28 protein-coding genes are annotated in these 25,811 nt (G+C 65.2%); 13 read left to right on the forward strand and 15 right to left on the reverse strand.

Annotated elements, in window-relative coordinates; genetic code table 11:
- Window positions 1-42: 42 nt before the first annotated feature.
- From KW832_RS17720 to dcm, 3 genes are all read right to left on the reverse strand, one after another.
- On the reverse strand, window positions 43-1,443 hold the full coding sequence (locus tag KW832_RS17720; RefSeq protein ID WP_218300745.1) for a type II restriction endonuclease: 1,401 nt from the start codon (window positions 1,441-1,443) through the stop codon (window positions 43-45).
- The gene (locus KW832_RS17725; protein WP_218300744.1) at window positions 1,415-1,867 is read right to left on the reverse strand and encodes a DNA mismatch endonuclease Vsr; all 453 of its coding nucleotides are present in this window, start codon (window positions 1,865-1,867) and stop codon (window positions 1,415-1,417) included. Before KW832_RS17725 ends, KW832_RS17720 begins: the two co-directional genes overlap by 29 nt.
- Window positions 1,868-2,030: 163 nt before the next feature.
- A complete protein-coding gene (gene dcm, locus KW832_RS17730) occupies window positions 2,031-3,266 on the reverse strand; it encodes a DNA (cytosine-5-)-methyltransferase (RefSeq protein ID WP_218300743.1) in 1,236 nt (411 codons plus the stop codon).
- 148 nt (window positions 3,267-3,414) lie between these two features.
- Here dcm and KW832_RS17735 point away from each other — a divergent pair, with 148 nt between their 5' ends.
- Window positions 3,415-3,828: a YkgJ family cysteine cluster protein gene (locus KW832_RS17735; protein WP_055401223.1), complete on the forward strand. Its 414-nt coding sequence runs from the start codon at window positions 3,415-3,417 to the stop codon at window positions 3,826-3,828.
- A 790-nt stretch (window positions 3,829-4,618) separates the two neighbouring features.
- On the forward strand, window positions 4,619-5,056 hold the full coding sequence (locus tag KW832_RS17740) for an OsmC family protein (protein ID WP_218300742.1): 438 nt from the start codon (window positions 4,619-4,621) through the stop codon (window positions 5,054-5,056).
- Between the two features lie 55 nt (window positions 5,057-5,111).
- On the opposite strand, the gene KW832_RS17745 is transcribed toward KW832_RS17740, so the two are convergent.
- The 4 genes from KW832_RS17745 to KW832_RS17760 all read right to left on the reverse strand — a co-directional run bounded on the left by KW832_RS17745 (window position 5,112) and on the right by KW832_RS17760 (window position 8,368).
- The gene (locus KW832_RS17745; protein WP_218300741.1) at window positions 5,112-6,434 is read right to left on the reverse strand and encodes a serine hydrolase; all 1,323 of its coding nucleotides are present in this window, start codon (window positions 6,432-6,434) and stop codon (window positions 5,112-5,114) included.
- An 83-nt stretch (window positions 6,435-6,517) separates the two neighbouring features.
- Window positions 6,518-7,099 carry a thioredoxin family protein gene (locus tag KW832_RS17750; protein ID WP_218300740.1) on the reverse strand — a complete coding sequence of 194 codons (582 nt, stop codon included), beginning with the start codon at window positions 7,097-7,099 and terminating at the stop codon, window positions 6,518-6,520.
- A 25-nt stretch (window positions 7,100-7,124) separates the two neighbouring features.
- Window positions 7,125-7,838, reverse strand: a complete 714-nt coding sequence (locus KW832_RS17755) for a cytochrome c biogenesis CcdA family protein (RefSeq protein ID WP_255577809.1) — start codon at window positions 7,836-7,838, stop codon at window positions 7,125-7,127.
- A gap of 2 nt (window positions 7,839-7,840) precedes the next feature.
- Complete coding sequence (locus KW832_RS17760; protein ID WP_218300738.1) at window positions 7,841-8,368, reverse strand: DUF2147 domain-containing protein; 528 nt, start codon at window positions 8,366-8,368, stop codon at window positions 7,841-7,843.
- 178 nt (window positions 8,369-8,546) lie between these two features.
- Between KW832_RS17760 and KW832_RS17765 the strand changes: the two genes are divergently transcribed.
- From KW832_RS17765 to KW832_RS17775, 3 genes are all read left to right on the forward strand, one after another.
- On the forward strand, window positions 8,547-9,320 hold the full coding sequence (locus KW832_RS17765) for a response regulator (RefSeq protein WP_218300737.1): 774 nt from the start codon (window positions 8,547-8,549) through the stop codon (window positions 9,318-9,320).
- Window positions 9,317-10,630, forward strand: coding sequence for an ATP-binding protein (locus KW832_RS17770; protein WP_218300736.1), 1,314 nt, complete (start codon window positions 9,317-9,319; stop codon window positions 10,628-10,630). The genes KW832_RS17765 and KW832_RS17770 overlap by 4 nt, the downstream gene beginning before the upstream one ends.
- A gap of 76 nt (window positions 10,631-10,706) precedes the next feature.
- On the forward strand, window positions 10,707-11,504 hold the full coding sequence (locus KW832_RS17775; protein WP_370628730.1) for a DUF72 domain-containing protein: 798 nt from the start codon (window positions 10,707-10,709) through the stop codon (window positions 11,502-11,504).
- An 11-nt stretch (window positions 11,505-11,515) separates the two neighbouring features.
- Here KW832_RS17775 and KW832_RS17780 read toward each other — a convergent pair whose 3' ends face one another.
- The gene (locus KW832_RS17780; RefSeq protein ID WP_121422963.1) at window positions 11,516-11,818 is read right to left on the reverse strand and encodes an acylphosphatase; all 303 of its coding nucleotides are present in this window, start codon (window positions 11,816-11,818) and stop codon (window positions 11,516-11,518) included.
- 70 nt (window positions 11,819-11,888) lie between these two features.
- Between KW832_RS17780 and KW832_RS17785 the strand changes: the two genes are divergently transcribed.
- The 3 genes from KW832_RS17785 (at window position 11,889) to KW832_RS17795 (ending at window position 13,870) form a co-directional block, all read left to right on the forward strand.
- Entirely contained in the window at window positions 11,889-12,134 is a 246-nt protein-coding gene (locus KW832_RS17785) for an ATP-binding protein (RefSeq protein ID WP_218300735.1), read from the forward strand.
- 71 nt (window positions 12,135-12,205) lie between these two features.
- Window positions 12,206-12,352, forward strand: coding sequence for a hypothetical protein (locus tag KW832_RS17790; protein WP_158603834.1), 147 nt, complete (start codon window positions 12,206-12,208; stop codon window positions 12,350-12,352).
- Window positions 12,353-12,478: 126 nt separating this feature from the next.
- A complete protein-coding gene (locus KW832_RS17795) occupies window positions 12,479-13,870 on the forward strand; it encodes a homoserine dehydrogenase (protein ID WP_218300734.1) in 1,392 nt (463 codons plus the stop codon).
- Window positions 13,871-14,049: 179 nt separating this feature from the next.
- Here the strand turns inward: KW832_RS17795 and KW832_RS17800 are convergent, their stop codons facing one another.
- Both KW832_RS17800 and KW832_RS17805 read right to left on the reverse strand, forming a co-directional pair.
- On the reverse strand, window positions 14,050-14,676 hold the full coding sequence (locus tag KW832_RS17800; protein WP_218300733.1) for an FMN-binding negative transcriptional regulator: 627 nt from the start codon (window positions 14,674-14,676) through the stop codon (window positions 14,050-14,052).
- 1 nt (window position 14,677) lies between these two features.
- Complete coding sequence (locus KW832_RS17805) at window positions 14,678-15,157, reverse strand: OsmC family protein (protein ID WP_218300732.1); 480 nt, start codon at window positions 15,155-15,157, stop codon at window positions 14,678-14,680.
- Between the two features lie 108 nt (window positions 15,158-15,265).
- Between KW832_RS17805 and KW832_RS17810 the strand changes: the two genes are divergently transcribed.
- Window positions 15,266-16,726: a PLP-dependent aminotransferase family protein gene (locus KW832_RS17810; protein ID WP_218300731.1), complete on the forward strand. Its 1,461-nt coding sequence runs from the start codon at window positions 15,266-15,268 to the stop codon at window positions 16,724-16,726.
- 1 nt (window position 16,727) lies between these two features.
- Here the strand turns inward: KW832_RS17810 and KW832_RS17815 are convergent, their stop codons facing one another.
- Window positions 16,728-17,837, reverse strand: coding sequence for an MBL fold metallo-hydrolase (locus KW832_RS17815; RefSeq protein ID WP_218300730.1), 1,110 nt, complete (start codon window positions 17,835-17,837; stop codon window positions 16,728-16,730).
- 149 nt (window positions 17,838-17,986) lie between these two features.
- Between KW832_RS17815 and KW832_RS17820 the strand changes: the two genes are divergently transcribed.
- Together KW832_RS17820 and KW832_RS17825 are read left to right on the forward strand one after the other, a co-directional pair.
- Window positions 17,987-18,724: a TetR/AcrR family transcriptional regulator gene (locus tag KW832_RS17820; protein WP_218300729.1), complete on the forward strand. Its 738-nt coding sequence runs from the start codon at window positions 17,987-17,989 to the stop codon at window positions 18,722-18,724.
- Between the two features lie 87 nt (window positions 18,725-18,811).
- The gene (locus KW832_RS17825; protein WP_218300728.1) at window positions 18,812-19,360 is read left to right on the forward strand and encodes a gamma carbonic anhydrase family protein; all 549 of its coding nucleotides are present in this window, start codon (window positions 18,812-18,814) and stop codon (window positions 19,358-19,360) included.
- 3 nt (window positions 19,361-19,363) lie between these two features.
- On the opposite strand, the gene KW832_RS17830 is transcribed toward KW832_RS17825, so the two are convergent.
- A complete protein-coding gene (locus KW832_RS17830; RefSeq protein WP_218300727.1) occupies window positions 19,364-19,834 on the reverse strand; it encodes a hypothetical protein in 471 nt (156 codons plus the stop codon).
- A gap of 378 nt (window positions 19,835-20,212) precedes the next feature.
- Between KW832_RS17830 and KW832_RS17835 the strand changes: the two genes are divergently transcribed.
- Window positions 20,213-22,093, forward strand: a complete 1,881-nt coding sequence (locus tag KW832_RS17835; protein WP_218300726.1) for a radical SAM protein — start codon at window positions 20,213-20,215, stop codon at window positions 22,091-22,093.
- A gap of 15 nt (window positions 22,094-22,108) precedes the next feature.
- On the opposite strand, the gene KW832_RS17840 is transcribed toward KW832_RS17835, so the two are convergent.
- A complete protein-coding gene (locus KW832_RS17840) occupies window positions 22,109-23,188 on the reverse strand; it encodes an ankyrin repeat domain-containing protein (RefSeq protein WP_218300725.1) in 1,080 nt (359 codons plus the stop codon).
- A gap of 49 nt (window positions 23,189-23,237) precedes the next feature.
- Between KW832_RS17840 and KW832_RS17845 the strand changes: the two genes are divergently transcribed.
- Window positions 23,238-23,927 carry an HAD family phosphatase gene (locus KW832_RS17845; RefSeq protein ID WP_218300724.1) on the forward strand — a complete coding sequence of 230 codons (690 nt, stop codon included), beginning with the start codon at window positions 23,238-23,240 and terminating at the stop codon, window positions 23,925-23,927.
- Window positions 23,928-23,991: 64 nt separating this feature from the next.
- Here the strand turns inward: KW832_RS17845 and KW832_RS17850 are convergent, their stop codons facing one another.
- On the reverse strand, window positions 23,992-24,291 hold the full coding sequence (locus KW832_RS17850; protein WP_121508061.1) for a hypothetical protein: 300 nt from the start codon (window positions 24,289-24,291) through the stop codon (window positions 23,992-23,994).
- Window positions 24,292-24,396: 105 nt separating this feature from the next.
- Window positions 24,397-25,767, reverse strand: coding sequence for a hypothetical protein (locus tag KW832_RS17855; RefSeq protein WP_370628727.1), 1,371 nt, complete (start codon window positions 25,765-25,767; stop codon window positions 24,397-24,399).
- Between the last annotated feature and the right edge of the window lie 44 nt (window positions 25,768-25,811).

Genomic DNA, 25,811 nt, shown 5'->3' on the forward strand with positions numbered 1-25,811 from the left:
AACTAGTGAAGGCCCGCCAGCTCGGGCTCAACTCGCAGTCCTTTACGCCTGCCATAGTGGTACTCGACGTACACCTATTTCTTCTTTGAAAAACTCGCTGAAGCTTAAAACATTTGACTCGGCTGAGAAATCAACAACTGTGCCCTTGGCCTTGAATGCTTCCGGAACTACCAAAAACACATCGTGCTCCCGCATTTTCCTGACGGAAGAGACAGCAACCTTTTCATCCATCGTGGCTAAAAACACCGGACAACCACGCTTCTCCATTGTTACCTGCTTCCAGCGTTCACGCAGTGTGGTCTTGGCCGAGAGCACCAGAGCGCTAGGGGATTTCGCCTGATACAGCGCAACGCTTGGGAGAACAAAGTCAGGTCGCAGCGAGCTGACCACCTTCTGCTCAGCAAACGGAATGGCACCAGCCTCCAATAGCGCGCGAATATGCGTTTCAAAACCCGCCCCCACACGAGCCTTGCGTTGCTGGGCGGCATTGAGCATTTCTGAATAGAAACCGCTGAAATCTCTGACAAGGCTAGTGACCAGCGACCTAACGGTTGGCTCCTTTCGATCGCCAAGGAGTAACTCGATCAGATTTACTGCGCGCGTCCGGACTTCATGCTTTCGGTAGAGATTGAACTCGATGTGAGAGACAAGTTCACGCACAGCATCACCAGGCTTTGACAGCTTCATTGGATTCAGCGTGCTCCCCGGGTTGCGCTCCAACCACGTCTGCTGGGCCTGCGCGCTCAATAGAGCAGGGGCTGGCATCCGTGCGTATTTACGCAACATTAGTTCGAGAGTACCTGTCGCGACAGCCTCGATAGCCTCATCAATGAAGGTTTGTAACTCATCAGCATCATGTGCTTCCGTTGGTGTTGCTTTCGGTGGATCAAACAGGCCCGCCTGAAAATCTGGACGCAGATCAAACTTTGCCTCCAGCATTGCATGGACTGCTGATCCAGAGTCAACGACAACGCATACCAAGGAAGTCGGCGGTGCCGTAGATAAACGGCCCATCACAAGATATGAAGCCGGGCCTGCAGTTTTGAATATTGACTTTGGAAGCTGCGTTAGGTGGGTCTCAGTGCCACTATTTTTTTCTGTAAACCGCTTGTAATGGGCGTCTTTGCCGTGCGCTGGTGCTTGCGGCCAACTTACGGGAACTGACAAGTCGAGAATTGCAGGCTTGTCCGCTCTTGGCAATATTGCATCATCCTTGGGGAAAAAGAGTCCATCGCGGAACTCCTTGGGTACGTATATGCCCGCCTGATTGGTAGACGGAGGACTCCAAGCCCAGCCCCTGTCGTTCTTGGCCAGTTTCTTAATTGCGATCCTGTTAGATGCTCGGTAAAGCGCTTCGAGTAAATCAAGCATCTCGATATCAGAATCTGTCAGCTCACCCGATGCTTCTTCGACGTCAAAAAGATCCACGGTCACTTCCTTCATCATCCACTCCCTCTTTGATTTTCTGGACCAGATCTGCCAGTACCCTCTGAGAAGCGCCGGAGCGAAGCACGCACTCCCACACAACGATGACTTGCCAGCCCGCGCCCTTCAGGGCTGAAATTGCTGCAGCGTCACGTGCAACATTTCTCTCGAATTTCTCCAGCCAAAAGGCCTGACGTGTCCGGGGAATGTAGGCAAGATTACATCCCGGATGCTGGTGCCAGAAGCACCCATGTACGAAGATGACCGTCTTCCACCGTGGCAGCACAAGATCAGGCGTCCCGGGCAGCGATTTCACATGGAGGCGATAACGTAAGCCCTTCGCATGCAAAAAACGTCGCACAAGTAACTCTGGCTTGGTGTCGCGTGCACGGATACCGGACATCATCCAGCTCCTAGTAGCCTTGTCTACAACATCTGTCACGAGTTTAGTTACATGCTGGATGGCAGGCAGTGAAGACCAGAGGCGTTAGCTTATGGAAGCTGCGATTCATACCAATGCTGGGCTGCCCCGACCTTTCAGGTCCGCAAAGTTTTTTTGTGCAGGGACTACTTGAATGATCACACCGCCCCAAGGTTACGCAAACTTAGATGCCAGTGGTTTCAACGACTAATGGCTGCATGACACGAGCCACCGCTTCCATAACCGGCACCACAACTGAGTTGCCAAACTGCTTGTACGCACGGGTATCCGACACCGGGATCTTAAAAGAGTCCGGGAAGCCCATAAGACGCGCGCACTCCCGGGGAGTCAGTCGGCGCGGATTCTTCTTGCTGCCCTGACTTACCAGAATCTCAGAGCCATCCTTGTAGTAACGAGCAGACAGCGTCCGGGTCACGCTTTCTGATGTCACCAGTCCGAAGCCAAAGCCGTTGCCGGCGGCTTGGTGCTTTTTCTTGTAGTCCTGCAGGTACGTCCAGAGCTTGTCGGTCAACGTGTACTTTTCCAAAACACGCCCTGCTTTGTGGTCAAAGTACTTGTCACCATCGGCCTCAATAAATGGCTCCTCCTTCCCACTATGGAGGATGTCTCCCAGCACATGGACACCCTTGGTGGGAAGGTCGACCATATCCCAATCGAAAATAACCGGATCCCTGAAGCCAATAATCAGGATTCGCTCACGGTGTTGAGGAACGAAGTGGGCTCCGTCAATCACTTTGCAGTGGATCTGGTAGCCCAGCTCATCCCTCAGAGTACGTTGAATGACATCGAAAGTCCGACCCTTGTCATGGGACTGCAGGTTTTTAACGTTCTCTAGCAGAAATGCCTTCGGACGCTTTTCCGCAATGATGCGGGCTACGTCAAAGAAAAGTGTGCCTTGTGTCTCGTCCTGGAACCCGTGAGCGCGGCCTAGCGCGTTCTTCTTTGAAACACCGGCAATCGAAAAAGGCTGGCAGGGAAAGCCTCCCAGAAGAACGTCGTGATCAGGTACTTCGCTTGCTTCGATCTTCGTGATGTCCCCGTTGATCGGGTGCCCTCCTGGATAGTTTTCTGCGTAGGTCCTTTGTGCGTACTCGTCCCATTCGCTAGTAAAAACGCATTCACCGCCAATGGCCTCAAAGGCCTGACGGATGCCACCAATTCCTGCAAAGAGGTCAATGAATCGGAAGTCTCCCTTGGGAGTTTTCGAGACGCCAAAGTCCAAGAGACGCTGAAGCTCAGCAACAACATGACGCGGTGGATTGATCTCCCCGCCCTTCCAGCGCTGCAGAGTACGGAGCGAGATTCCGAAATGCTGCGCCATGTCAAGCGCTGGCCAAGCTGCTTGTGCGGCATGCAGGTAGTTCAGGGCGGGCTGGTCGTCTGCAGTGGTGAGTATCATGATATTCAGGCGGGAAAATTTTGCGACATTATGTCGCCATATCGTCCCTCTGTATACAAATACAGCCATCAGGTGAGCTGTTGTTGCTCACTCAAATCTGCCCAGTTGCCTAAGTACCCATCGACTTGACAAAAAACCAATGCTTCCCATGCGCTCACCCATTGCCATCGTTGACGTAGACCGCCTGGACACCTGGACCCGCTACCGCGCAGGCCTGTGCGACACCTGCGCGGCCAACTGCTGCACGATGCCGCTGGAAGTGCAGTTGCCCGACCTGGTGCGGCTTGAGCTGGTGGACCCGTTCGAGGCCGAGCATGAAGAGCTGCGGCACATTGCCAAGCGGCTGCTCAAGGCGCGGTTGATTGACCACTTCAATCACAAGAACGCGATCTTCACGATGGCGCGGCGGGCCAGCGGGGACTGCAATTTTCTGGACCCGAAGACCCGGCTGTGCACGGTGTATGACAAGCGGCCCGAGACGTGCCGGCTGCACCCACAAAAGAAGAGCCCCAAGCCTGGGTACTGTGCTTATGGGGCTCGGGACTTGCAGCGCAAGGGCTGAACGGTCACCAAGACCAATCCGTCGGTTGGTGCAGCAGCGCGGCACCCGACACAGTGCAAGCTGACCAACCTCCCTGCTCCTACACCGTGTCCCTCTGTACAAGGCCTGCCCAAGGCTCCGCAGGCTCTGCTGCCATCACGGCACTTGCACACCGCGCTGCTGGGCCGCCATGCATCATGGACCAGCGGTAGCTGACGCCCTGGACGTGTCCACGGATGAGAAGGTGCCGGGTGATGGTGGAGGCACTGTTGCTGCTGCAGGGGGCGTGCACGCACGGTATCGCCAGCGCACCCGCCTTCGGTGTTGTTTACAAGCCCGCCCACCACGGCAGCGCTCGACCAGCGGTGCTGCGTGCGCTGAGCTGCAATGCTGTCGTGGTCGCCTGGCTCTATCCTGCTGCTGCGATCTGCACGGGGTGCGCCTTGTGCGCGGTGCGGTGTCCGTTTTATGCGATCCGCATGGTGCGGACCCAGCCCCTCATTGAAGACGTTTAGTGTGGTGTTGGACGCTATCCGGCACTTCTAACCGGGTCTTTTCGGCCAGGGCGGCGTTGCAAATCCGCGCGATACCTACGGGTGTCGCTGTGGCTTGCGCCTTGCCCTGACCAAAAATCCATCGGCTTTCAATGTGCCGTCAAGCATGCAACACCAAACTAGCGCTGCAACGGGCACCCATGCCCGCCACGATGCACGTTCAAGATGGACAGCACGACGCGACGGTGTCCCACACGCCTGAGCGGCGGGGCGTGGTGACATGGGCGGTTCACCCCATTCACCACAAGGAGCACACCATGTCTGAAAAGAAAGCCAGCGTTCACTGGGAAGGTGCCGGTAAGTCCGGCCAGGGCCAGATCAGCACCGAGACCGGCGCACTGGACAAGTACCCCTATGGCTTTGCCAGCCGCTTCGGCGACGACCGCAAGGGCACCAATCCCGAGGAGATCGTGGGCGCTGCCCATGCAGCCTGCTTCATCATGGCGTTTTCTTTTGCAGCCGAGAAGGCTGGTATCGCCACCGAGACCGTCGACACCACGGCCAGCGTGCGGCTCAGCAAGGAAGGCGATGGTTTTGTGATTGACCGCATCGCCCTCACGCTCACGGCCAAGGTGCCGGGCATGGACGATGCTGCCTTTCAGAAGCTAGCGGCCGATGCCAAGGCCAACTGCCCGCTGTCCAAGGCACTGGCCTCGGTGCCAGAGATCACGCTGACCGCCACGCTCGTGAAGTAGCTATCGGTACAGGCGCAGCGCCGGGGGCGCCGCCTTGGCCGATTCTTCTTCACCCTCAGCGAGCCCGCACCGCCGCTGCCAGCGCAGCAAATGCCTGCCGGTCCAGCGCGTGGGTGAAGGCCGTGTTGGGCACCGGGTGTGTTGATAGCTTCACCACCACCAGTTCTGCCGCCGGGTTGATGTGGATGTGCTGACCCATCAGGCCCTTGGCTTCCAGCGTACCGTCCGCATCGTGCGGCACCCACCACTGGTTGTGGTACGAGTAGCCCGCGCGCATGGCCGTGCCGGGGGCCATGCTGAATTTCGTGGGATCGGCACCCTTGCGCAGCTCGGCAATGGTGGCGGCCGAGATGATCTGCTGGCCGTTGAAGCTGCCATTGGCACGAAGCATTTCTCCAAAGCGCCCCAGGTCGCGCAGCGTGGCGTTCACGCCCACGCTGGTGGACTGGCCACCGTTCGCATCGGCAAACACATAGGCATCCTCCTGTGCGCCCAGGCGCGACCAGATGCGCTCGGACAGCAGCGTGGCGTAGCTCTTGCCCGTCACGCGCTGCAGCAGCCAGCCCAGTACTTCCGTGTCCACCGACTTGTACGCAAACGCGGTGCCGTGCTCCCCTTCTTTCTTCAACGTGGGCAGGAACTCGGCCATGCTTTTGGCGGCGTTGCTGCCGGGCGGCGCGGGCTGCAGGCCTGCGGCGGCCAGGTACTGGAAAACGCCGGACGCAGGGTCGGCAAAGTTCTCGGCGTATTGCACGCCGGTCGTCATGTCCAGGGTCTGCTGCACGGTGGCATCGGCCCAGGCGCTGGTGGCCAGCTCGGGCAGGTAGCGGGGAATCAGCGCTTTCGGGTCGATCACGCCTTCCTGGATGAGTTCAGTGGCCAGCAGGCCGGTGAGCGATTTGCTCATGGACCACAGCACGTGGGGCTGGTGCGGCTGCATGCCGATGTGGTGGCGCTCGTACACGACACGGCCTCGGTGCAGCACCAGCAGTCCATCGGTGTAGGTGGCCTTTTGCCAGTCAGCCAGCGTGGTGGTGCCGCCCTTGCCGTCGGGCACCGGCAGTGCATCGTCCAGCGCGCGGGCTGCGGCGAGTAGCGCGCTGGGTGCGCCGGCGCCGCGCCACACGGCCGCCGTGGGGCCCAGCTCGCGCAGGTGGTGCGCGGCCCAGCGCACGTTGGGGTATTTGAGGATGTTGGCCAAGCGCACGACCTTGTCGGGCGGCGGCGGAAAGCCCTGCATCAGCTGCAGCGTGGCGGGGTGGGTGGCGTCGGGCGGGGGCAGTTGCGGTGCCTGGGCATGGCTGGTAGCGGCCATGCAGAGAGCAGCAGCGGCCGCGGCGAGTGTGACCAGGGCAAATTGAAGGCGGGGGTACGGCATGGTGCAAGAGTCCTGCAAAGGTGAGTGGAGAGCGGGCAGAGAAATGACGGGATAAAAATGAGTGAACGGTGGAGCCAGAACGCCTAGCTCCGCGCCGCGAGCAGCGCGCGGATCACGGCCTCGGTGCGCTCGTATTCGCCTTCGCCAAAGTGCTTGTAGCGAATGCGTCCCTGCGCATCGATGAGGTAGGCTGCGGGCCAGTACTGGTTGCTGTAGGCCTTCCAGGTGCCGTAGCGGTTGTCCTGCGCGACGGGGTGCTTCACGCCGTGGCGGCGCATGGCCACCTCGACGTTGCTGGTGGTGCGCTCAAACGGAAACTCCGGCGTGTGCACACCCACCACGGTGAGGCCCTGGGGCGTGTACAGCTCGGCCCAGCGGTTCACGTGGGGCAGCGTGCGGATGCAGTTGATGCAGGCATACGTCCAGAAGTCCACCAGCACCACGCGGCCGCGCAGCTGGGCCAGGCTGAGCGGCTCGGAGTTGAGCCAGCGCTCGATGCCCGTGAACTCGGGTGCCGCGCCAAAGTCGGGCAGCGTGGCCGCCTGGACGGCGGGCCCTGCTGCGTGGGTGAGGGCGGGTGCCGCTACGGCGGCAGCCACAGATGCTGCAGACGCCAGGAACGTGCGGCGCTGAAACGAGATGGGTGAAGAAATGCGCGATGTCATGGTGAAACTCCTTGCTGAGGGCCGCTTACAGCCCTCCAAAACTTGAGGGATAGAACTGCGACAGCCACGCTGTGACCTGGCCATCCACCTCCAGCAGCATGGCCAGCGCGACGGCGATGACCACCACCCCAAAAACCTGCTGCACGCGGTGTGCATGGCGCGAGATGCGGCGCACATGACTGGCCGCGGCCTGACCGCCGTAGGCGATGGCCAGCATGGGCAGCGCGGCGCCGGTGGAATAGGCCAGCAACAGCACCGCCGTGCTGACCCCGGGCGGCTCCGTGGCGATGAGCGCGAGGATGGAGGCCAGCACCGGCCCGGCGCAGGGCGTCCACACCGCACCCAGGCTCAGACCCAGCAGCAGCCCGCCCCAGTTGCCCGCCGATGCGCCCATCCCCAGGCTGGCCGCTCGGTTGAGCACGCCACCCGCCTGTTGGCTCAGCCACTGGAATGGCCTGGGCCACACCGTGAGCACGCCAAACACCAGCAGCATTGCGGCGGCGAACCGGCGCAAGCCCTCGGGCGACAAGCCCAGCACCTGCGTGAAGCTGCTGAACAGCAGCGCCACGGCTGCGAACGACAGCGCAAACCCCAGCGCGATGAACAGCGGACGCGTGCGCTGCGCTGGGCCGCCCGCCACCGACGCCCCCAGCACCACCGGCAACATGGGCAGCACGCAGGGCGCGCCCACAGTCAGCATGCCAGCGGCCACGGCCAGCCAGGGGGAGGTGGCGGCCATGCTCATTGCACGCCCCCACGCTCTGCGGCCGGGCGACGCCACACCTGCGTCTTGCCGAACAGCGGGATACCGACATACGCGCGCACCAGCAGCTGGTCGGGCTCAGCGGGGGTGAGGGTGGAGCGGTAGGTCTTGGCGTTCTCGCGGTTGTAAATCTCGCCTTGGTACTCGCCGCTGCCGCTGTCGCGCAGGCCGGACAGCATCGTCATGCCCAGCGCGGGCCGCGCGTCGGCCGCGGCCATCTCGGTGCCGGGTGCACTCATCGACCGGTTGGCCAGCACGCGCACCACCTTGCCGCAGAGGGTGTTGGTGCCGCTGCTGCCACCGGTGTTCGCACTGGCAGTGCCATTGGCGTTAGTGGGGCAGGGAGCAATCTCCACCTCCAGGTTGCCGCTTTCGGTGATCCAGCGGCCCAGCGGGGCCTTGGGGTGCGGCGCCGTGGCGGGCTGGGTGGCAGCCTCTTGCGCGCTGGCGTTGTGCGCCAGGCCCAGGGCCAGCGCAGCGGCGGCCAGGGCGAAGGATGGTTTCATGGCAAGTCCTCGTGAAGTTCAGGAAGACTGCATTGAAGCCAGCGTACGTATCGGCGGTTTGTCCTGCACAGGCCTTTTGGTATGCGCGCGTGTCGGCGGCACCGGCAGACAAGTTCAGATACATGCGGGCCCGTACCGGCCTCACCGCACGGCGCCAAAGCCTGGACAATCAGCGCCCATGACGACGACGACCCCGCCCGACCACATCCTCATCGTCGATGACGACGCCGGCATCCGCGAACTGGCGGCCGAGTACCTGCAGCGTCAGGGCCTGCAGGTGAGCGTGGCGGCCGACGGCCGGCAGATGCGCGAGGTGCTGGCCACGCAACGCATCGACCTCTTGGTGCTGGACCTGATGCTCCCCGGCACCGACGGCATTGCGCTGTGCCGCGAGCTGCGCAGCCCCGGCGCGCCGCCCCTGCCCATCATCATGCTCACCGCGCGCAGCGACGAGGCGGACCGCATCCTGGGCCTGGAGCTGGGCGCGGACGACTACCTGACCAAGCCCTTTGCCGCGCGCGAGCTGCTGGCGCGCATCCACGCGGTGCTGCGGCGCACGCGCATGCTGCCGCCCAACCTGGCGGTGGCCGAGCCCGCGCGCCACCTTGCGTTCGGCGACTGGCGGCTGGACACCACGGCGCGCCACCTGCTCGATGCCACGGGCGCGGTGGTGGCGCTGTCGGGCGCCGAATACCGGCTGCTGCGCGTGCTGCTGGACCACCCCCAGCGCATCCTCACACGCGACCAGCTGCTGCAGCTCACCCAGGGTCGCGATGCCGATGTGTTCGACCGCTCCATCGACCTCTTGGTCAGCCGCGTGCGCCAGCGGCTGGGCGACGGGGTACGCGGCTCACGCTATATCAAGACCGTGCGCAACGAGGGCTATGTGTTCTGCGCCGGCGTGTTGCCCGCACCGGTAACCGCACCCGCGCCGGGAGGAGCCGCCGCATGACGCTGCGCTGGTGGCCCCGCTCGTTGTTCGGTCGCATCCTGCTGGTGCTGGCACTGGGCCTGGCGCTGGCGCATGCGCTGACCTTCGTGCTGGCGATCACCGAGCGCAGCATGACCATGCGCCGCGCCATGGTGTCGTACCTGGCGAGCGATGTGGCCAGCTCCATGGCCATGCTGGACCGCCTGCCCGCCGCGGAGCGTGCGCAGTGGGTGGACCGGCTGGCGCGTCGAAACTACCGGTTTGCGCTGACCGCGCCGCTGGACGCCCCCGAAGACCCGTCCGACCTGGCCCGCCTGATTGCAGGCGCCGTGGGCGCGACGCTGCCCCCCGGCCAGACGGTGCGGGTGGTCGACCCCCTCGTGCCCGGCACCGAGCTGCGCCTGCAGCTCCAGTTGAGCGACGGCACGCCGCTGGCCGTGGACATGGACGAGCCCCGGCTGCAGGTCTCGCCCTGGGTGCTGGGCGCGCTGGCGCTACAGCTGGCGCTGCTGGTAGGCCTGTGCGCCTGGGCCGTACGCGCGGCCACGCGGCCCTTGCGAACGCTGGCCGACGCGGCCGATGCGCTGGGCGCCGACCGCGCCGCCGTGCCCCTGGCCGAGGACGGCCCGCGCGAGGTGCAGCGCGCTGCCCAAGCTTTCAACCGCATGCAGCACCGCATCCAGGCGCACCTGGAGGAGCGCATGCGCATCCTGGCCGCCGTCTCGCACGACCTGCAAACGCCCATCACCCGCTTGCGCCTGCGCGCGGACCTGCTCGACGACACCGCGCTGCAGGGCAAGCTGCACGCAGACCTGGCCGAGATGCAGTCGCTGGTGGAGGAGGGCATTGCCTACGCGCGCTCGTCCCAGGCCGTGCAGGAGCCGCTGCAGCGCGTGGACCTGCGCGCGCTGCTGCAGAGCATTGCGTTCGACTACGCCGATGCGGGCCTGCCCGTGACGCTGCTGCACGCAGACCCGGGCACCTGCGACACGCGCCCCCAGGCCCTGCGCCGGCTGGTGTGCAACCTGGTGGACAACGCGCTCAAGTTCGCGGGCGCGGCTGAGGTGAGTCTGGAGGCTGGAGATCACGGCCAGTGGCTGCTGCGCGTGCTGGACCGGGGGCCGGGCATACCGGAAGCTGACCTGGCCGCCGTGCTCCAACCCTATGTGCGGCTGGAAGACTCGCGCAACCGCGGCACAGGCGGCACGGGGCTAGGCCTGGCCATTGCGAACGAGCTGGCGCAGGCGCTGGGCGGCCGGCTGGTGCTGGGGCCGCGTGAGGATGGTGCGGGGCTGGAGGCGCGGGTCGAGCTGCCCGGCCCGCAGCCATAGCACCGCTCTGTAGGCTCTCCAGGCGCAGCAGGCCGCTGCTACAGTGGCCCTTCCGTGGATTCATGAGGGGAACACCGTGGACAGCACTGGTAGCACCAACGCAGGCAGTAGCAGCAGAAGCCAAAACATCCGCATCGGCATCGGCGGCTGGACCTTCGAGCCCTGGCGCGACAACTTCTACCCCGCAGGCCTCGCGCACAGCAAGGAGCTGCAGTACGCCAGCCGCCAGCTCACCTCCATCGAGGTCAACGGCACGTACTACAGCACTTTCAAGCCGCCCACCTTCGCCAAGTGGCGGGATGAAACGCCCGAAGGTTTCCTGTTCTCGCTCAAGGCCAACCGTTTCGCCACGCACCGGCGCGTGCTGGCGGAGGCAGGCGAGTCGATCACGCGGTTTGTGGAGAGCGGCATCTCGGAACTCAAGCACAAGCTCGGGCCCATCGTGTGGCAGTTCATGCCGACCAAGGTGTTTGAGCCACGGGACTTCGAGGCCTTTCTGGCCCTGCTGCCACCACAGGTGGATGGCCTGCGGCTGCGCCACGCCCTGGATGCGCGCCACCCGAGTTTTGCCACGCCAGAGTTCGTGGCGCTGGCCCGCCAATACGGCTGCGTGCCTGTCTACACGGACTCCGAAAAGTTTCCCGCCATCGCAGATGCAGAGGCCGATTTTGCCTACCTGCGGCTGATGCGCAGCCAGGCCGATGTGCCCACCGGCTACACGCACGAGGCGATTGCACAGTGGGCCGATGGCGTGCGCACCTGGACCGGCGGCGAGCGGCCGCGCGATGTGTTCGTCTACTTCATCAACGGGGCGAAGGAGCGAGCGCCTGCGGGCGCGATGGAGTTGCTGAGGCAACTGGGCCTGCGCGCATAGCAGCGGCGCAGCTACAGCGTCTCTCGCTGCACAAACCCCTGCGGGGCCTCGCCACCATCGGGCACATTGCCCACCACCACACGTTCCACCCGCGCATGCACAGGCCCCTGGTGCGCCCAGTCGATGAGGGCCAGCACGGCCTGCTCGGTGCCCCATGCGCAGGCCTCCACGCGGCCATCCTGGCGGTTGCGCACCCAGCCCTTTACGCCCAGGCGTTCGGCGGCCTGCACCATGGACCAGCGGTAGCCCACGCCCTGCACATGGCCGGTGATCAACAGATGGCGGGTGATGGTGGAGTGGGGTTCTGCGTTCATGGGGGGCACTGTAGCGCGCTCCTTGTGGGGAGCCCGCTCCAGGGGCACACTGCCAGCAGCACCGCACCCCATGACCACGACCCCCCCCAAGGCACTGCCCACCATCGACCCCCAGCGCTGCACCGGCTGCGGCTGGTGCATTGCGGTGTGCCCGCCGCATGTGCTGTCGCTGCAGGTGCAAGGCACGGGGCCCTGGGGTCCCAAGTGTTCCACCCTGCACGATGCGCCGGGCTGCACCGGGTGCGCGCTGTGTGCGGTGCGCTGCCCGTTCGATGCGATCCGCATGGTGCGCGTGGCAACCACCGAAGGCCGGTGAGTCCTTCGCGCCACAGGCCCACAGAAACGGGTTGACGGGCCCCGGCACGCATCCGGTACACTGTGCCCTTCATGTCGTACACCTCCATCCCCTTCACCGCACGCGCCGCTGCCTTCCAAGGCATGGGCATGATGCCGCCCGCATTCACGCGGGCCAATGGTGAACAGCGGGCACTGGGTGCACGAATGATTACCACCATTACCACCGCGGCCACCTGAGCACGCGCAGGTGGCCGTTTCGGCAGCCACCTGGTGATCGCTCTCTTCTCCCCCAAGACGAATGCACGAAACCCAGCTCTGGCAGCTGGGTTTTTTTGTTTGTTCGTTCGTTAGCCGGAGAAGTCCATGTACCGCGATCCCGTCCAGTCCCTCGAAGCCCCGTCGTTGCAGTCGCCCACTGCGGCCATGCGCCCCCTGCGCGTGGGCATGATCGGCATTGGCACCGTGGGCGCGGGCACCTTTCGCGTGCTGGCACGCAACCAGGCGCTCATCGCAGGCCGCGCAGGGCGGGACATCAAGCTGGTGGTGGTCTGCGCCCGCAGCCTCGCCCGCGCCATGAGCGTGGTGGGCAAAGATGTGGCCCTGACCAACGACCCCATGCAGGTGGCCACACACCCCGATGTGGATGTGCTGGTGGAAGCCGCTGGCGGCACCGGCCCTGCGCGCGACTGGGTGCTGGCCGCCATCCGCGCGGGCAAGCATGTGGTCACGGCCAACAAGGCGCTGCTGGCCACGCACGGCAACGAGATCTTTGCCGCCGCCCGCCAGCACGGCGTGGCCGTGGCCTATGAAGGCGCGGTGGCGGTGAGCATCCCCATCGTGAAGGCGCTGCGCGAGGGCCTCACGGCCAACCGCATCGAATGGGTGGCGGGCATCATCAACGGCACCACCAACTTCATCCTGAGCAAGATGCGCGATGAGGGTGTTGGCTTTGCCGAAGCGCTGGCGCAGGCCCAGGCGCTGGGCTATGCCGAGGCCGATCCGACGTTTGACATCGAGGGCGTCGACGCTGCGCACAAGATCTCGCTGCTGGCGGCCAATGCGTTCGGCATGCCGGTGCGCTTTGCCGATGCGCAGGTGGAGGGCATCACCCGCTTGCAGGGGCTGGACGTGGCCTGCGCCGAGCAACTGGGCTTTCGCATCAAGCTGCTGGGCGTGGCCAAGCGGCGCAAAGAGAGCGATGTGGACGGCGTGGAGCTGCGCGTGCAACCTGCGCTGGTGCCTGCCGCGCATTTGCTGGCGCAGGTGAACGGCTCCATGAACGCGGTGATGGTCAAGGGCGATGCTTCGGGCGTGACGATGTTCTACGGCGCGGGTGCGGGGTCCGAGCAAACTGCATCGGCCGTGATTGCCGACCTGGTGGACGTGGCGCGCCTGGATGGCACCCGTGCACAGCAGCGCGTGCCGCACCTGGGGTTTCACCCCCAGGCGATGGACGAGCAACTGGCCGTGCTGCCCCGCGCAGCCGTGCACACCCGCTACTACCTGCGCGTGCCTGTGCACAGCGCCCAGCAGATCGAAGCCGTGGGTGCCTGGCTGGCGGCGCAGCACGTGCCCGTGCAGCGTGTGGAGCTGGCCTGCGACAAAGCGCTGCCCACGGGCAGCGAGCCCCAGGTGCTGGTGCTGACCGATGCCGTGGCCCAAGCCACGGTAGACCTGGCCGTGCACGCACTGGCCGCCCACCCTGCGGTGGCCGGGCCAGTGGTGGCGCTGCGGGTGGAGCTGCTGGAGGGATGATTCGTCCATAACCCGTTCACGCTGAGGCTGTCGAAGCGCCGCGCACGGCTTCGCCAGGCTCAGCCCGAACGGTAATGAACGATTTCAGCCACCTGAAAAATATGGTCAAAACAGGCTCTAGCGCTTATCTATCAAGCGCCAAAAGCTATCAATATTGATGCTGGCGTGTACTCAATGCATCAAGCCACCCGCACCAGCGCGGCCATGTCTTGTGCTGCAGATGTGCCCTCGGCCATCAGGCCCTGCACCACGCCCGCGCGGTCGGTGTCGGTGCGGTTCTGGCTCACCTTCCAGACGCCTTCCCAACGCTCCACCGCCAGCTCGATGCCCACGATGGCGCCCAGCAGCTTGTGGATGTAGTCGGGCGGGGCATCGTCAATGCGCCAAGGGTCGGGGCGGTGCGCCTCGTGCCGCTCGCTCAGAATGTGCAGGATGGCGCGCAACTGCACTGGATCGTCCACCGCGCTGAGCGTGCCGTGGGCGTGCACGGTGGCGTAGTTCCAGGTGGGCACCTGCTTGCCGTCGATGGCCTTGGACGGATACCACGAGGGCGACACATAGGCCTGGGGGCCGTGGAACACGGCCACGGCCTGCTGCGGCAGCAGCGGCCACACGCCGTTGCCGCGCCCCACATGGCCCACCAGCGTGCCGTGCGGTCCGCGCGAGGAGTCCAGATACAGAGGCACATGGTTCACGTGCAGCGTGCCCTCGTGCGACACGACCAGGGTGGCCAGGGGCTGGGCCTGCACCAGTCCCTGCTGCGCGGCCGGGTCGGTGACTTGAAACTGGCGGTTGGCAATGGTCATGTCAGGCTCCATCCACTTCGAGCACGGGCGCGCAGTCGATCTGCGTCTTGACCGAGTTGGCCAGAAAGCACGATGTGTGGGCGCGGTGGTGCAGGTCGTCCAGCTGGGCAGCGCTGGGCGCGTGGGCCCCATCAAAGCGCGTGACGGGGCGCAACTGCACGTGGGTGACGACAAGCTGCCCCTGCGCGTTCTTGGCCATGGTGCCCACGGCGGCGTCGGCGTAGCTGTTGAGCCGATAGCCCGCGCGGCTGGCGAAGTCCATGAACCACAGCATGTGGCAGCTCGACAGGGCCGCAACGTAGGCTTCTTCCGGGTCCACCGCTGCCGCGTCGGAATACGGCAGCGGCACGACATGGGGCGACGACGACGCGGCCACGGTAGCGCCGCCATCGAACTGCCAAGTGTGGGTGCGGTGGTAGCGCTTGTCCAGAAAGTCATCGTTGCCACGGGACCAGGTGATAGTGGCGGTGTGCTCGGCCATGGATAGGTCTTTCTTGCGGTGGCCGGGCCTTGGAGGAAACACAAGCCCGGGATTTCTAAAATGGCTCTTCAGTTTATGGTTGCATCACCACAACCAAGGGGCCAATTCATGCCAGTTGCCGGAGCCAATCCCAAGACCACAGCCCCCCGGGACGGGCGCCTGGGCCAGTTGCGCCAGCAGGTGTACGAACAGCTGCGCAGCGCCATCGAACAGGGCCGCCTGCCGGCGGGCACGCGCCTGCCGCCGTCGCGCGAGCACGCAGCCAGCCTGGGCGTGTCACGCAACACCGTGCTGTGGGCCGTGCAGCGCCTGCAGGCCGAAGGGTATGTGGAGGCGCGTGTGGGCGACGGCACCTATGTCTCGCAGGCCGCAGGCGCACCGCCTCCGCAAGGGCTGGTGGCGCCGCCGCGTGGGCTCTCGCGGCGCGGGCAGCTCATTGCCGAAACGGCTGCCCGCTGGCGCCCGCCGCATGTGGCGGCACGCGCATTCCGCATCGGCGCGCCCGAGGTGGACACGTTTCCGTTTGCGCTGTGGGACCGCCTGGCGCGCCAGGCCCGCCCCGGCCAGCGCAGCGCACGCGCGCAGTACCTGGACCCCGCGGGCGACCCCGAACTGCGCCAGGCCGTGGCACTGTGGCTGTGGGCGTCGCGCGGCATCCGCTGCGATGCGGCGCAGGTGGTGGTGTGCTCGGGCTCGCAGCAGGGCATCGACCTGATCGCGCGGCTGCTGCTGGACGTGGGCGATGAGGTGCTGGTGGAAGACCCTGGCTACCCAGGCATCCGCGCCAGCCTGCTGGGCCACGGCGTGCTGGCGCGGCCCGTGGCGCTGGATGCGCAGGGCCTTCGCATCGACGAGGGTGCGGCCCAGTGGCCCGGCGCGCGCATGGCGGTGGTCACGCCCACGCACCAGTTCCCCACCGGCGTGTGCATGGGCCTGGCGCGGCGGCAGGCGCTGCTGCAATGGGCGCGCACGCACGACGCCTGGGTGGTGGAAGACGACTACGACGGCGAGTTTCAGTACGGCGGCGCTGCCCAGCGCGTACCCGCCCTGTGCAGCCTGCCGGGCTCGGAGCGCGTGCTGTATGTAGGCACCTTCAGCAAGACACTACACCCCGGCCTGCGCCTGGGTTTTGTGGTGGTGCCGCCCGCACTGGTGGAGGCCTTTGCCATGGCCCGGGCCATCACCGACCGGCACGCGCCGGGCGACACCCAGGCGGTGCTGGCGCGCTTCATTGCAGAAGGCCACCTGCTGCGCCATCTGCGGCAGATGCGCGAGCTGTACCAGGCGCGCCAGGATGTGCTTATCGATGCGCTGGCCGATGCCAGCGATAGCGCCTGGCAACTGCAGCCCAGCGACCGGGGCATGCACCTGCTGCACGAAGCCGCCCCAGGCAGTGACGACGAGACCCTGAGCCGCAAGGCGCTCACCGCCGGGGTGATGCTGGCGCCACTATCGCGCTATGCGATGCAGTCCACGCGGCGTGGCTGGCTGTTGGGGTATGCAGGCTATAGCGAAGCCGAGATCGTGGCCGCCGCGCGCGCGGTGGGCGGGCTGGCGCGCATGCGGTAAATCACCACGCGCCGGGCTGCGGAGCCAGGGCCACGCTGCGGTCCACTGCCGTGGCCTCGGCCTGCGGCTCTACCTTGCGCCACCAGTGGGTGGACAGCGCGGGCGCGCGGATGTCCAGCCGCTCGCCCATGATGGGCGCCACCAGCGGCACCTGCGCTGCTGCTGCGAGCGCGGTGATGCGCTCGAACGGCTCCACCCACGGGTGCAGCGACAGGTCGAACGTGCCGTTGTGGATGGGGAACAGACGGCGCCCCTTGACGTCCAGATGGGCCTGCAGGCTCTCCTCGGGGTGCATGTGGATGTCGGGCCAGTCTGCGTTGTAGGCGCCGGTTTCGATCAGCGTCAGATCGAACGGGCCGAACCGCTCGCCAATGGCCTTGAAGCCGTCGAAGTAGCCCGTGTCACCACTGAAGAAGATGCGGATCGGCTCGGCGCCTTGGCCCGTGATCAGCACCCACGAGGCCCACAGCGTGCTGTTGCCGTCCGACAGGCCCCGGCCCGAGAAATGCTGCGCAGGCGTGGCCACCAGCTGCAGCCCGCCGATGGTGGTGCCCTGCCACCAGTCAAACTGCTGCACCTTGGCCGCAGGCACGCCCCAGCCAATCAGCCGGTCGCCCACGCCCAGCGGCGTGATGAAGTGCTCCACCTTGGGCGCAAGCTTCTGGATGGCAGCGTAGTCCAGGTGGTCGTAGTGGTCGTGCGACAGGATCACGCCGGTGATGGGCGGCAGCTCGTCAATCGTGATGGGCGGCGCATGAAAGCGCTTGGGCCCCATGAACTGGAACGGCGAGGCGCGCTCGGAAAACACCGGGTCGGTCAGCCAGAACTGGCCGTTGATCTTGAACAGCAGGGTGGAGTGCCCCAGGCGCCACAGGCTCAGGTCGGGCGCGGCCAGCAGGTCTGACCGCATCACCGCGTACACCGGCACGGGCTGGCGCGGCACCGAGTCGTCGGGCTTGCCGGTGGCAAAGCGCCACATCACCTCCAGCGTCTTGAGGGCGCCCAGCGCATGGCGGGGTGCCACGTTGCGAAACTTGCCGCCCGCAAACTGCGGCGACTGTTCATAGGCGGCCACCGGCTGGGCGGCGCGGGAAAAGAGGCTGTAGGCCATGGCGATCAGTACAACGAAGGCGACACAAAGTGCCGGGAGCAGACGGCGGCGGGCGATGGAGAGTGACACCGGATCTGCGACATGGAAATTACACTGCACAGTGTAGTTCACTTTTTAGAAAAGTAAACTACCCGGTGTAAAATTTGCGCATGATCGCCTCCCAGCCCACCCCTCGCCTGACCGACCGCAAGCGCGATGCCATCGTGCAGGCCGCCATCGGCGAGTTCCGCGAACACGGCTTCAACGGCACCAGCATGGACCGCGTGGCCGCAGCGGCGGATGTGTCCAAACGTACGGTGTACAACCACTTCCCAAGCAAGGAAGAACTGTTCGAAGCCATCCTGCTGCTGATGTGGGAGCGCAGCCAGTCACCCGACGAACTGGCCTACACCCCCACGCGCCCGCTGCGCGACCAGCTGCTGGAGCTGCTGGCGCAAAAGATGCGCCTGCTCAACGACGCGAGCTTCATCGACCTGAGCCGCGTGGCCATGGCCGACATGATGCACACCCCCGAGCGCGCGCGCGGCATCACCGCCAAGCTCTCGGCCAAGGAAGAGGGCCTGCCGCGCTGGCTGCGCGCGGCCCAGCAGGATGGCCGCCTGCGCGCCACCATGGATGTGCCCTATGCCGCGCAGCAACTGCAGGGCATGGTCAAGGCATTTGCGTTCTGGCCCCAGCTGGCCATGGGCCAGCCACCCTTGAGCGCCGCACAGCAAGCGCAAGTGGTGGGGGATGCGGTGGACATGTTCCTGGGGTTCTACGCCGCGCCCACCCAGGGGGCCAAGGCCCCCGTAAAAAAATCCCCGGCTGGAAGCACGGGCAAGGCAGCGGCAGCCCCTGTTGCAACCTCTGCGAAACCTGCCCCTCGCCGCGCCCCAGCGCGCTGACCCACGCCACCCCCCTGGCCAGCAAGCCGGCGTGAAGTGCGATTTGCACTACGCTCGCCCGTTCTTTCAACGCAGCCTGACACCAAGATGCCCCTCGCTCCCTACCTCGACACCGCCCCGGTCCTGGACACCGGCGTTTTCATCCACGACTCTGCCCAGGTCATCGGCGACGTCACGCTGGGCCGCGACAGCTCGGTCTGGTGCAACGCCGTGCTGCGCGGCGATGTGAACCGCATCACCGTGGGCGTGTGCAGCAACGTGCAGGACCTGACCATGGGCCATGTGTCACACCGCAACGCCAGCAAGCCCGAAGGCTCGCCGCTGGTCATCGGCGACTACGTCACGGTGGGCCATTCGGTGATCCTGCACGGCTGCCGCATCGGCAACGAATGCCTCATCGGCATGGGTTCCATCGTGATGGATGACGCCATCATCGAAGACCGCGTGATGCTGGGCGCGGGCAGCCTGGTCTCGCCCGGCAAGGTGCTGGAGAGCGGGTACCTCTACATCGGCCGCCCTGCGGTGCGCCAGCGCGCGCTCACCGATGCAGAGATTGCGTACCTCAAGTATTCGGCCGAGCACTATGTGCGGGTGAAGAACAACTATCTGGCGGGCGCCCAAGCAAATCTTGTATAGCTTTCACCGCGTTTGATAGGGAAGCTGCCGACATGAGGCGGTCATTGCCTTCAGAGGAAATCCCTCGCATGCCCATTTCACTTCGGAGTTCTCCAAGGAGGGGCGCAATACGACCAACGCTCTCGGCTCCTCAGAGAACAAGGTGATGACCCCGTTGGCAGAGATGGCGCCACCGTGCACCCGCCCCGTCGGTTCAAAACGCAGCCCTTCACCCGCACCGGATAGCGATTGTCGCTGGGTGGCTCGCTCGGTGATGGCCTCACGGTATAGCGATGCAACAACCATCATCTCTGCAACTTTTGCTCTTTCCGTGTAGCACTGATAGGTTGGCTGAAAGAGGGTGAACGGAAGCGCCAACAACGAAACACACAGCACATCAAAAACGACGCTGGTTCCGACCTTCATCCACCTCCGCCAGCCTTGGTAGGCAGCAGCTGTTGAATACACAGCGGCCCAAAATGCGGTCACCGTCATCGCCGTCAACCAGATGGGCCCCTCATAGTTTGGGCCGACTCGGCATTGGTTACCCGCAGTCGCCAGTACCAGAGACGCTACGAACATGCAGGGAACGGCCCAGTGCAATGACGGGAGCGGGCGAAAAAATCGCCAGCGAAAGTTGAACTGGAACGCCATCGAGTACTGAGCTTTGGAGAAATTGATCGGCGATTCTAGGCAGCCACGCCCCTCACAAACACGATGCCTGTCGGCAGACCAAGATTGCGTGAAACAAGCCCGCCTCTGACCTCAACCGATAATTGTGTCCCGCCACTTGCTCCAGGCGGCTCTACCATGTCCGCCGCCGCCTCACTCCCTGCTCCTGCGTCTCTTCGCGTCCTCTCCGTCATCCCCCCGATGACGCAGCTGAACACGCCCTACCCCTCCACCGCCTACCTCACGGGCTTTCTGCGTTCGCGGGGGGTGACGGCGTTCCAGGAAGACCTGGCATTGGCGCTGGTGCTGCGCCTGCTCTCGCCCGAAGGGCTGCGCGCGGTGGCCGCCCAGGTGGATGCGCTGCCCGCCAAAAAGCAGAGCCCCGCCGTGCAAAGTTTTGCGGCGCAAAAGGACCGCTACCTCGCCACCATCGGCCCCGCCATTGCCTTCTTGCAAGGCCGCGACAGCACGCTGGCGCACCGCATCGTGGGCCGTAACTACCTGCCCGAGGGCCCGCGCTTTGCCACACTGGATGTGTACGTGGACGACGAAGGCGGCGACCCGCTGGGCTGGGCCTTTGGCGCGCTGGGCCTGACGGACAAGGCCAAGCACCTGGCCACGCTGTACCTGAACGACCTGGCCGATGTGCTGCGCGACGCGGTGGACGAGCGCTTTGAGTTTGTGCGCTATGCCGAGTCGCTCGCGGGCAGCCAGCCCACGTTTGACCCATTGGCCGATGCCCTGGCCGCACCACCCACGCTGGTGGACACGCTGCTGGAGCAGCTCACGCACGAGGCGATTGCCAAGCACCAGCCCAGCGTGGTGCTGCTGTCCGTGCCGTTCCCGGGGTCCGTGTATGCGGCATTCCGCATTGCGCAGGCCATCAAGGCGCGGCACCCGCACATCGCCACCGTGCTGGGCGGCGGCTTTGTGAACACCGAGCTGCGCGAACTAGCCGACCCGCGTGTGTTCGACTTCTTTGATTATGTGACGATGGACGCGGGCGAGCGCCCCTTGCTGGCGCTGCTGGAGCACCTGCGCGGCGAGCGCGGCCGCCAGCGGCTGGTGCGCACCTTTGTCCGCAATGATGGAGAAGGCGGCGATGGCACCGTGCAGTACATCAACATGATGGAAGCCGACATCGCTTTCGCCGAGGTGGGCACGCCCACGTGGGACGGCCTGCCGCTGGACCGGTATCTGTCGCTACTTGACATGCTCAACCCCATGCACCGCCTGTGGAGCGATGGGCGCTGGAACAAGCTCACCGTGGCGCACGGCTGCTACTGGAAGAAGTGCAGCTTTTGCGATGTGAGCCTGGACTACATCAGCCGCTACGAAGGCGCCAGCGCCGCCGTGCTGGCCGACCGCATCGAGCAGATCGTGCACGAGACGGGGCAGACCGGCTTTCACTTTGTGGACGAAGCCGCACCGCCCAAGGCGCTCAAGGCACTGGCCACCGAGCTGATCGCGCGCAACGCAGGCATCAGCTGGTGGGGCAATGTGCGGTTTGAAAAAACCTTCACGCCCGACCTGGCCGAGCTGATGGCCGACAGCGGCTGCATCGCGATCTCGGGCGGGCTCGAAGTGGCGTCAGACCGGCTGCTGCAGCTCATGAAAAAAGGCGTGTCGGTGGACCAGGTGGCTCGAGTGACGCGGGCGTTCACCGACGCGGGCATCCTGGTGCATGCGTACCTGATGTACGGCTTTCCCACGCAGACCGTGCAGGACACCGTGGACGCACTCGAATACGTGCGCCAGCTGTTCGCCAACGGCTGCATCCAGAGCGGGTTCTTTCACCGCTTTGCCTGCACCGTGCACTCGCCCGTGGGCAAGAACCCCGAGGAGTACGGCGTGACGCTGGCGCCGCTGCCGCCCGGTGACTTTGCCAAGAACGACGTGGCCTTCATCGACCCCACCGGCGTGGACCACGACGCGCTGGGTGGCGCGCTCAAGAAGGCCATCTACAACTACATGCACGGCATCGGGCTCGAAGAGGACGTACGCACGTGGTTCCCGTTCAAGGTGCCCAAGACGACGGTGCGACGTGACCGGATTGAGCGGGCGCTTCAGCAGCGCGGCTGAGCCCGCAGTATTTCTTCAAGCAGCCGCCATGAAAGCCAGGATGTCGTCGAAGTCCTTGCGGTCCTTGGGCGTCTGGTACTTGTAGGCAGCGAAAGACTGCTGGAGCATTCCGGTCAGCCGGTCACGGCGTTGCACGAGTTCGGCCTTCCACGCCGGGTCGCGCACCAGCAGCTTCAGGATAGCGAGCTTGCCGTCCAGGTTCTCGTACATGGCGTCGAACGAGCGGGCCGTGAGCTCCAGCAAATTGGCCAGCTTGGGCAGGCCGCGGGTTGTGGCGCCCTTGTCCAGCAGCGACTGCACGATCTTGGCTTGGTGGTAGTAGATGGCGATCTCGATGGGGTAGCTGGTTTCCGATGCGCCCTGAGCGCGCCCATCGGGGTCGGCGCCGTGCTGCAGCAGCAGGTCCACGATCTTGGGTGCAGAGAACCGACAGGCCTCGTACAGGTTGGGATAGCCCTTGTGCGGCAGGTTGGGGTCGGCGCCATGCTCCAGCATGAGCTGCACGACCTTCACGCGCTTGTCGGTGATGGCCTTGTTCAGGCAGGAGTAGCCGGAAGAGAATGTGCTGTTGGGGTCGGCCCCCTTCTCCAGCAGGGCCTGCACGGTGGCCTGGTTCTTGGAGAACCCGATGGCGCGGATGAAGGCATAGGTCGGGTCGTTCTGCTCGCGCTCGGCGGCCTCGATGATTTTCCCCACCCGGCCGAGCTGAGCGGTCGGGGCCAGGGTCTTCATCAAGGCCACGACATCGGCGGCTGGCTTCTTCTTGCCGTCGATGAAGCCGTATACAAGCTGGTGGGCGACCTCGTCGTCCACCAGCTCGGCGTGCAACGCATGGCACCCCTTGGACAAGGGCTTGATGAAATCACCGACATCGGTGGAGCCCGAGGTGAATGCCGCGTCGATCACCAGGCCCGAACGCTCGTAGCGGTCAAAGCCCAGGTAGTCCGTGGGGTGGATGCTGATCTTGCGGGCCGCGAAGAAGGCCCTGACTGCCGCTTCAAGCCCGGCACCATCGGGAGTGCTGAAAACCGCATGCAGTGCATCGGCATCGGTATCGTTCTTGCAGACCAGCGTGAATCGCGTCGTGGTTTCCATGTTCCCTCGGATGGACTGAAGCAGTGGTTTTTGCAGGCATCATATTTCGATGCAGACACCTCGCCCGCCCTTCACCGCCGCCATCTTCGACATGGACGGACTGCTGGTCGACTCCGAGCGCGTGACCCTGCGCGCCTGGCTGGACGCCGCGCGGGCGCGGGGCATTGCACTGGCAGAGGCCGACTACCTGCAGGTGGTGGGGCGCGCTTCCACCGACTCCGACACCATGCTCACGGCTTTGCTGGGTGGTCCGCAGATGTTCGAACAGGTGCAATCCGATGTGGCTGCGCGCCTGTGGGACGCAGGGCCAGAGCCCCTGTTTCCCCTCAAACCCGGCGTCGCATCGCTGCTGCACGCCTTGGGGCAAGCAGGCGTGCCCTGCGCGGTGGCCTCATCGTCGCGGCGCGACGAGATCGAGCACCGCCTGGGCAGGGTGGGCGTGCTGCAGCACTTTCACGCTTGGGCTGGCGGCAACGAAGTGCCGCGCGGCAAACCCGACCCCGCCCTGTACCAGCTGGCGGCTGTGCGCCTGGGCGTGGACCCCGCACAGTGCCTGGCGTTTGAAGACAGCGAGAACGGCGCACGCGCGGCGCAAGCCGCAGGGGTCGCGGTAGTGATCGTGCCGGACCTCAGAGCACCGGGCATCGAGGTGGTGGAGCGCAGCCACGGCGTGCTCGAATCGCTGGTGCATGCCCATGACCACCTGCCGCGCTGGTTCAGGGCGGCGCGGGTGCCGTAAAACTGATAAGAATTGGCCTCTAGCGCTTATCCATCAAGCGCATATAGCTATCAAATTAGCAGCATTACCGTTTCTGCTTCTGGTAAGCCTTGTCGGCCGGTGGCCCCCGGTCCGTGTCCTGCAGTCCACGTTTCACATCACGGTAGGCCTGCTCCATCATTGCGTCGGGTTCGCCGTCGGTCATGTTGACCGCCTCGTCGCGCTCGTGGGGCAGGCGGGGTTCGGGCCCGCTCAGGTCTTCGGGTCCGCTGCCGGGGTGCGGCTGGGGCTGGGTGGTGTTCACGCGCCGCTCGGTGCGGGCGGGCACAGGAGCGGAGGGGATGATCTCCTCTTCCTTGCGGGGGGCTGTGGGGGTCGTTTTCATGCGGGGCCTTGGTATGCAACGTGGAGTCCCTTCACCCTAGCGCCGCTGGCCGCCCCGCACTGTAGGCCCAGGCCCTGCACGGCTGCGGGCGTGCGGAGCCTGCTGTCACCAGAACAACCACCGCTCCAGCGCGTTGAGCACGATGACCACGATCACGCCGATCAAGAAAAGGATCGCCTTGCGGCGCGCCCGCGCGCTCACCACCAGCTTGTAAACCGTGTACGCGGCGAGCGTGCCCACAAAAGGCGCCGCGATGGCTGCACCCGACAGGACGATGGCCACGAGTTTGCCCCAGCCGTCGGTCCCGCCCATGGTCCAGATCGAACGCAAGTAGATCGCGCTCGGAATGGCCAGGCCCAACCACAGCACCCCGGACGCCACTGCCACGCTGACGTGGTGCGCGAGCAGGCCATAGAGCACCAATGCGCCCACCACCCCGCCCAAGAACGCCACCCGCTTGAGCCAGAGCGGTAGCGACTCGCCAGAGCGACGCGCTAGCGTGGCTTCACGGGCCTTCTTGGTCGCTGCGGCCGCTGCGGCCTCCGCCTGGGCCCGTTCTTTTTGCAGTTGTTGCTGCTTCTCGGCGGATTCACGGGCACCACGCAGGAAGTCGTCCACCGCCGGGTTGTCCACCTGGCCCAGGATCCGGCCCGTGCGCGACAAGGCCTGGTCGTGCTGGGGCAGTTCGGTCTGCAGGGCCCCCCCCTGGCTGAACCACTCACCCATCTGCGCCAGCCACCCGACGCCGGGCGGCGGCAGCCCAAGGCCACCCTCGCCCGCGCGGCACAGGTAATGCTGCGTGCTTTGCGGCGGGATGAGCTGCCGCGTGCTGTAGCGGGGCAAATAGCATTGCATCAACGGCGCAGCCGCCTGCTGGCCGGGGCGGCCCAGGCGCAGCGCAAACTCCGGCAAAGGCACGGGCTCGCCCAGCCCATTGCGCACGCCCAGCCAAAGGTAAAGGCCCCGAGGCCGGCCATCTTTGGCCCGGTGCACCCAGAGGCCAGGGCCTTCTTGGGCAATGCTGTCCGCGCCCAGGGCATCCAGCTCGGACGGCAGCGGAACATCGGGGCCGTCCATGTCCCATAGCGGCCGCAGCTGGGCTTTGAGGAGGGAGGGCCAGACCGCACGCGCCCGGCGCTGCAGATCGTCCGCATCGACCTCGCGCCCGTGAGCGATGGCAACTTCGATGGTGCGACTGGCCTTCGCCGGCCGCCCTTCCAGGGCGAGCAACCATTCGTCGAGCAATGCAAGCCGCAGATAAAGCGCATCGGCCCCTTGTCCCTGGGCCTCTGCCGCACGCATCCATGCGTACCGGGCAGGGTGCTGCGGCACCAGCTCCTGCGCCAGCAACCGCTGGCGCGCAGGGCTGCCTGCCTGGGCAGCCGACGATGCGGGTTGCTGTGCCCATGCGCCCGATGCACTCACCATGCACAGCAGCAGCACGAACCCCAGCGTCCGAAGCAGGGTGCCTTGCACACCTTTCGCCCCACCCGGAACACAGCTTGCGCTTGCCATTGCCC

This window comes from Acidovorax sp. sif0632 (assembly GCF_019218805.1).
Taxonomy (GTDB): Bacteria; Pseudomonadota; Gammaproteobacteria; order Burkholderiales; family Burkholderiaceae_C; genus Acidovorax; species Acidovorax facilis.

Coding starts and splice junctions, on each gene's coding strand:
- KW832_RS17820 (WP_218300729.1), top strand. CDS start 17,987: ATGATCGCCTCCCAGCCCACCCCTCGCCTGACCGACCGCAAGCGCGAT.
- KW832_RS17845 (WP_218300724.1), top strand. CDS start 23,238: ATGCAGACACCTCGCCCGCCCTTCACCGCCGCCATCTTCGACATGGAC.
- KW832_RS17740 (WP_218300742.1), top strand. CDS start 4,619: ATGTCTGAAAAGAAAGCCAGCGTTCACTGGGAAGGTGCCGGTAAGTCC.
- KW832_RS17830 (WP_218300727.1), bottom strand. CDS start 19,834: ATGACGGTGACCGCATTTTGGGCCGCTGTGTATTCAACAGCTGCTGCC.
- KW832_RS17800 (WP_218300733.1), bottom strand. CDS start 14,676: ATGACCATTGCCAACCGCCAGTTTCAAGTCACCGACCCGGCCGCGCAG.
- KW832_RS17840 (WP_218300725.1), bottom strand. CDS start 23,188: ATGGAAACCACGACGCGATTCACGCTGGTCTGCAAGAACGATACCGAT.
- KW832_RS17815 (WP_218300730.1), bottom strand. CDS start 17,837: ATGGCCTACAGCCTCTTTTCCCGCGCCGCCCAGCCGGTGGCCGCCTAT.
- KW832_RS17720 (WP_218300745.1), bottom strand. CDS start 1,443: ATGAAGGAAGTGACCGTGGATCTTTTTGACGTCGAAGAAGCATCGGGT.
- KW832_RS17780 (WP_121422963.1), bottom strand. CDS start 11,818: ATGAACGCAGAACCCCACTCCACCATCACCCGCCATCTGTTGATCACC.
- KW832_RS17735 (WP_055401223.1), top strand. CDS start 3,415: ATGCGCTCACCCATTGCCATCGTTGACGTAGACCGCCTGGACACCTGG.
- KW832_RS17850 (WP_121508061.1), bottom strand. CDS start 24,291: ATGAAAACGACCCCCACAGCCCCCCGCAAGGAAGAGGAGATCATCCCC.
- KW832_RS17765 (WP_218300737.1), top strand. CDS start 8,547: ATGACGACGACGACCCCGCCCGACCACATCCTCATCGTCGATGACGAC.
- KW832_RS17825 (WP_218300728.1), top strand. CDS start 18,812: ATGCCCCTCGCTCCCTACCTCGACACCGCCCCGGTCCTGGACACCGGC.
- KW832_RS17810 (WP_218300731.1), top strand. CDS start 15,266: ATGCCAGTTGCCGGAGCCAATCCCAAGACCACAGCCCCCCGGGACGGG.
- KW832_RS17805 (WP_218300732.1), bottom strand. CDS start 15,157: ATGGCCGAGCACACCGCCACTATCACCTGGTCCCGTGGCAACGATGAC.
- KW832_RS17785 (WP_218300735.1), top strand. CDS start 11,889: ATGACCACGACCCCCCCCAAGGCACTGCCCACCATCGACCCCCAGCGC.
- KW832_RS17755 (WP_255577809.1), bottom strand. CDS start 7,838: ATGGCCGCCACCTCCCCCTGGCTGGCCGTGGCCGCTGGCATGCTGACT.
- KW832_RS17795 (WP_218300734.1), top strand. CDS start 12,479: ATGTACCGCGATCCCGTCCAGTCCCTCGAAGCCCCGTCGTTGCAGTCG.
- KW832_RS17760 (WP_218300738.1), bottom strand. CDS start 8,368: ATGAAACCATCCTTCGCCCTGGCCGCCGCTGCGCTGGCCCTGGGCCTG.
- KW832_RS17750 (WP_218300740.1), bottom strand. CDS start 7,099: ATGACATCGCGCATTTCTTCACCCATCTCGTTTCAGCGCCGCACGTTC.
- KW832_RS17770 (WP_218300736.1), top strand. CDS start 9,317: ATGACGCTGCGCTGGTGGCCCCGCTCGTTGTTCGGTCGCATCCTGCTG.
- dcm (WP_218300743.1), bottom strand. CDS start 3,266: ATGATACTCACCACTGCAGACGACCAGCCCGCCCTGAACTACCTGCAT.
- KW832_RS17835 (WP_218300726.1), top strand. CDS start 20,213: ATGACGCAGCTGAACACGCCCTACCCCTCCACCGCCTACCTCACGGGC.
- KW832_RS17745 (WP_218300741.1), bottom strand. CDS start 6,434: ATGCCGTACCCCCGCCTTCAATTTGCCCTGGTCACACTCGCCGCGGCC.
- KW832_RS17790 (WP_158603834.1), top strand. CDS start 12,206: ATGTCGTACACCTCCATCCCCTTCACCGCACGCGCCGCTGCCTTCCAA.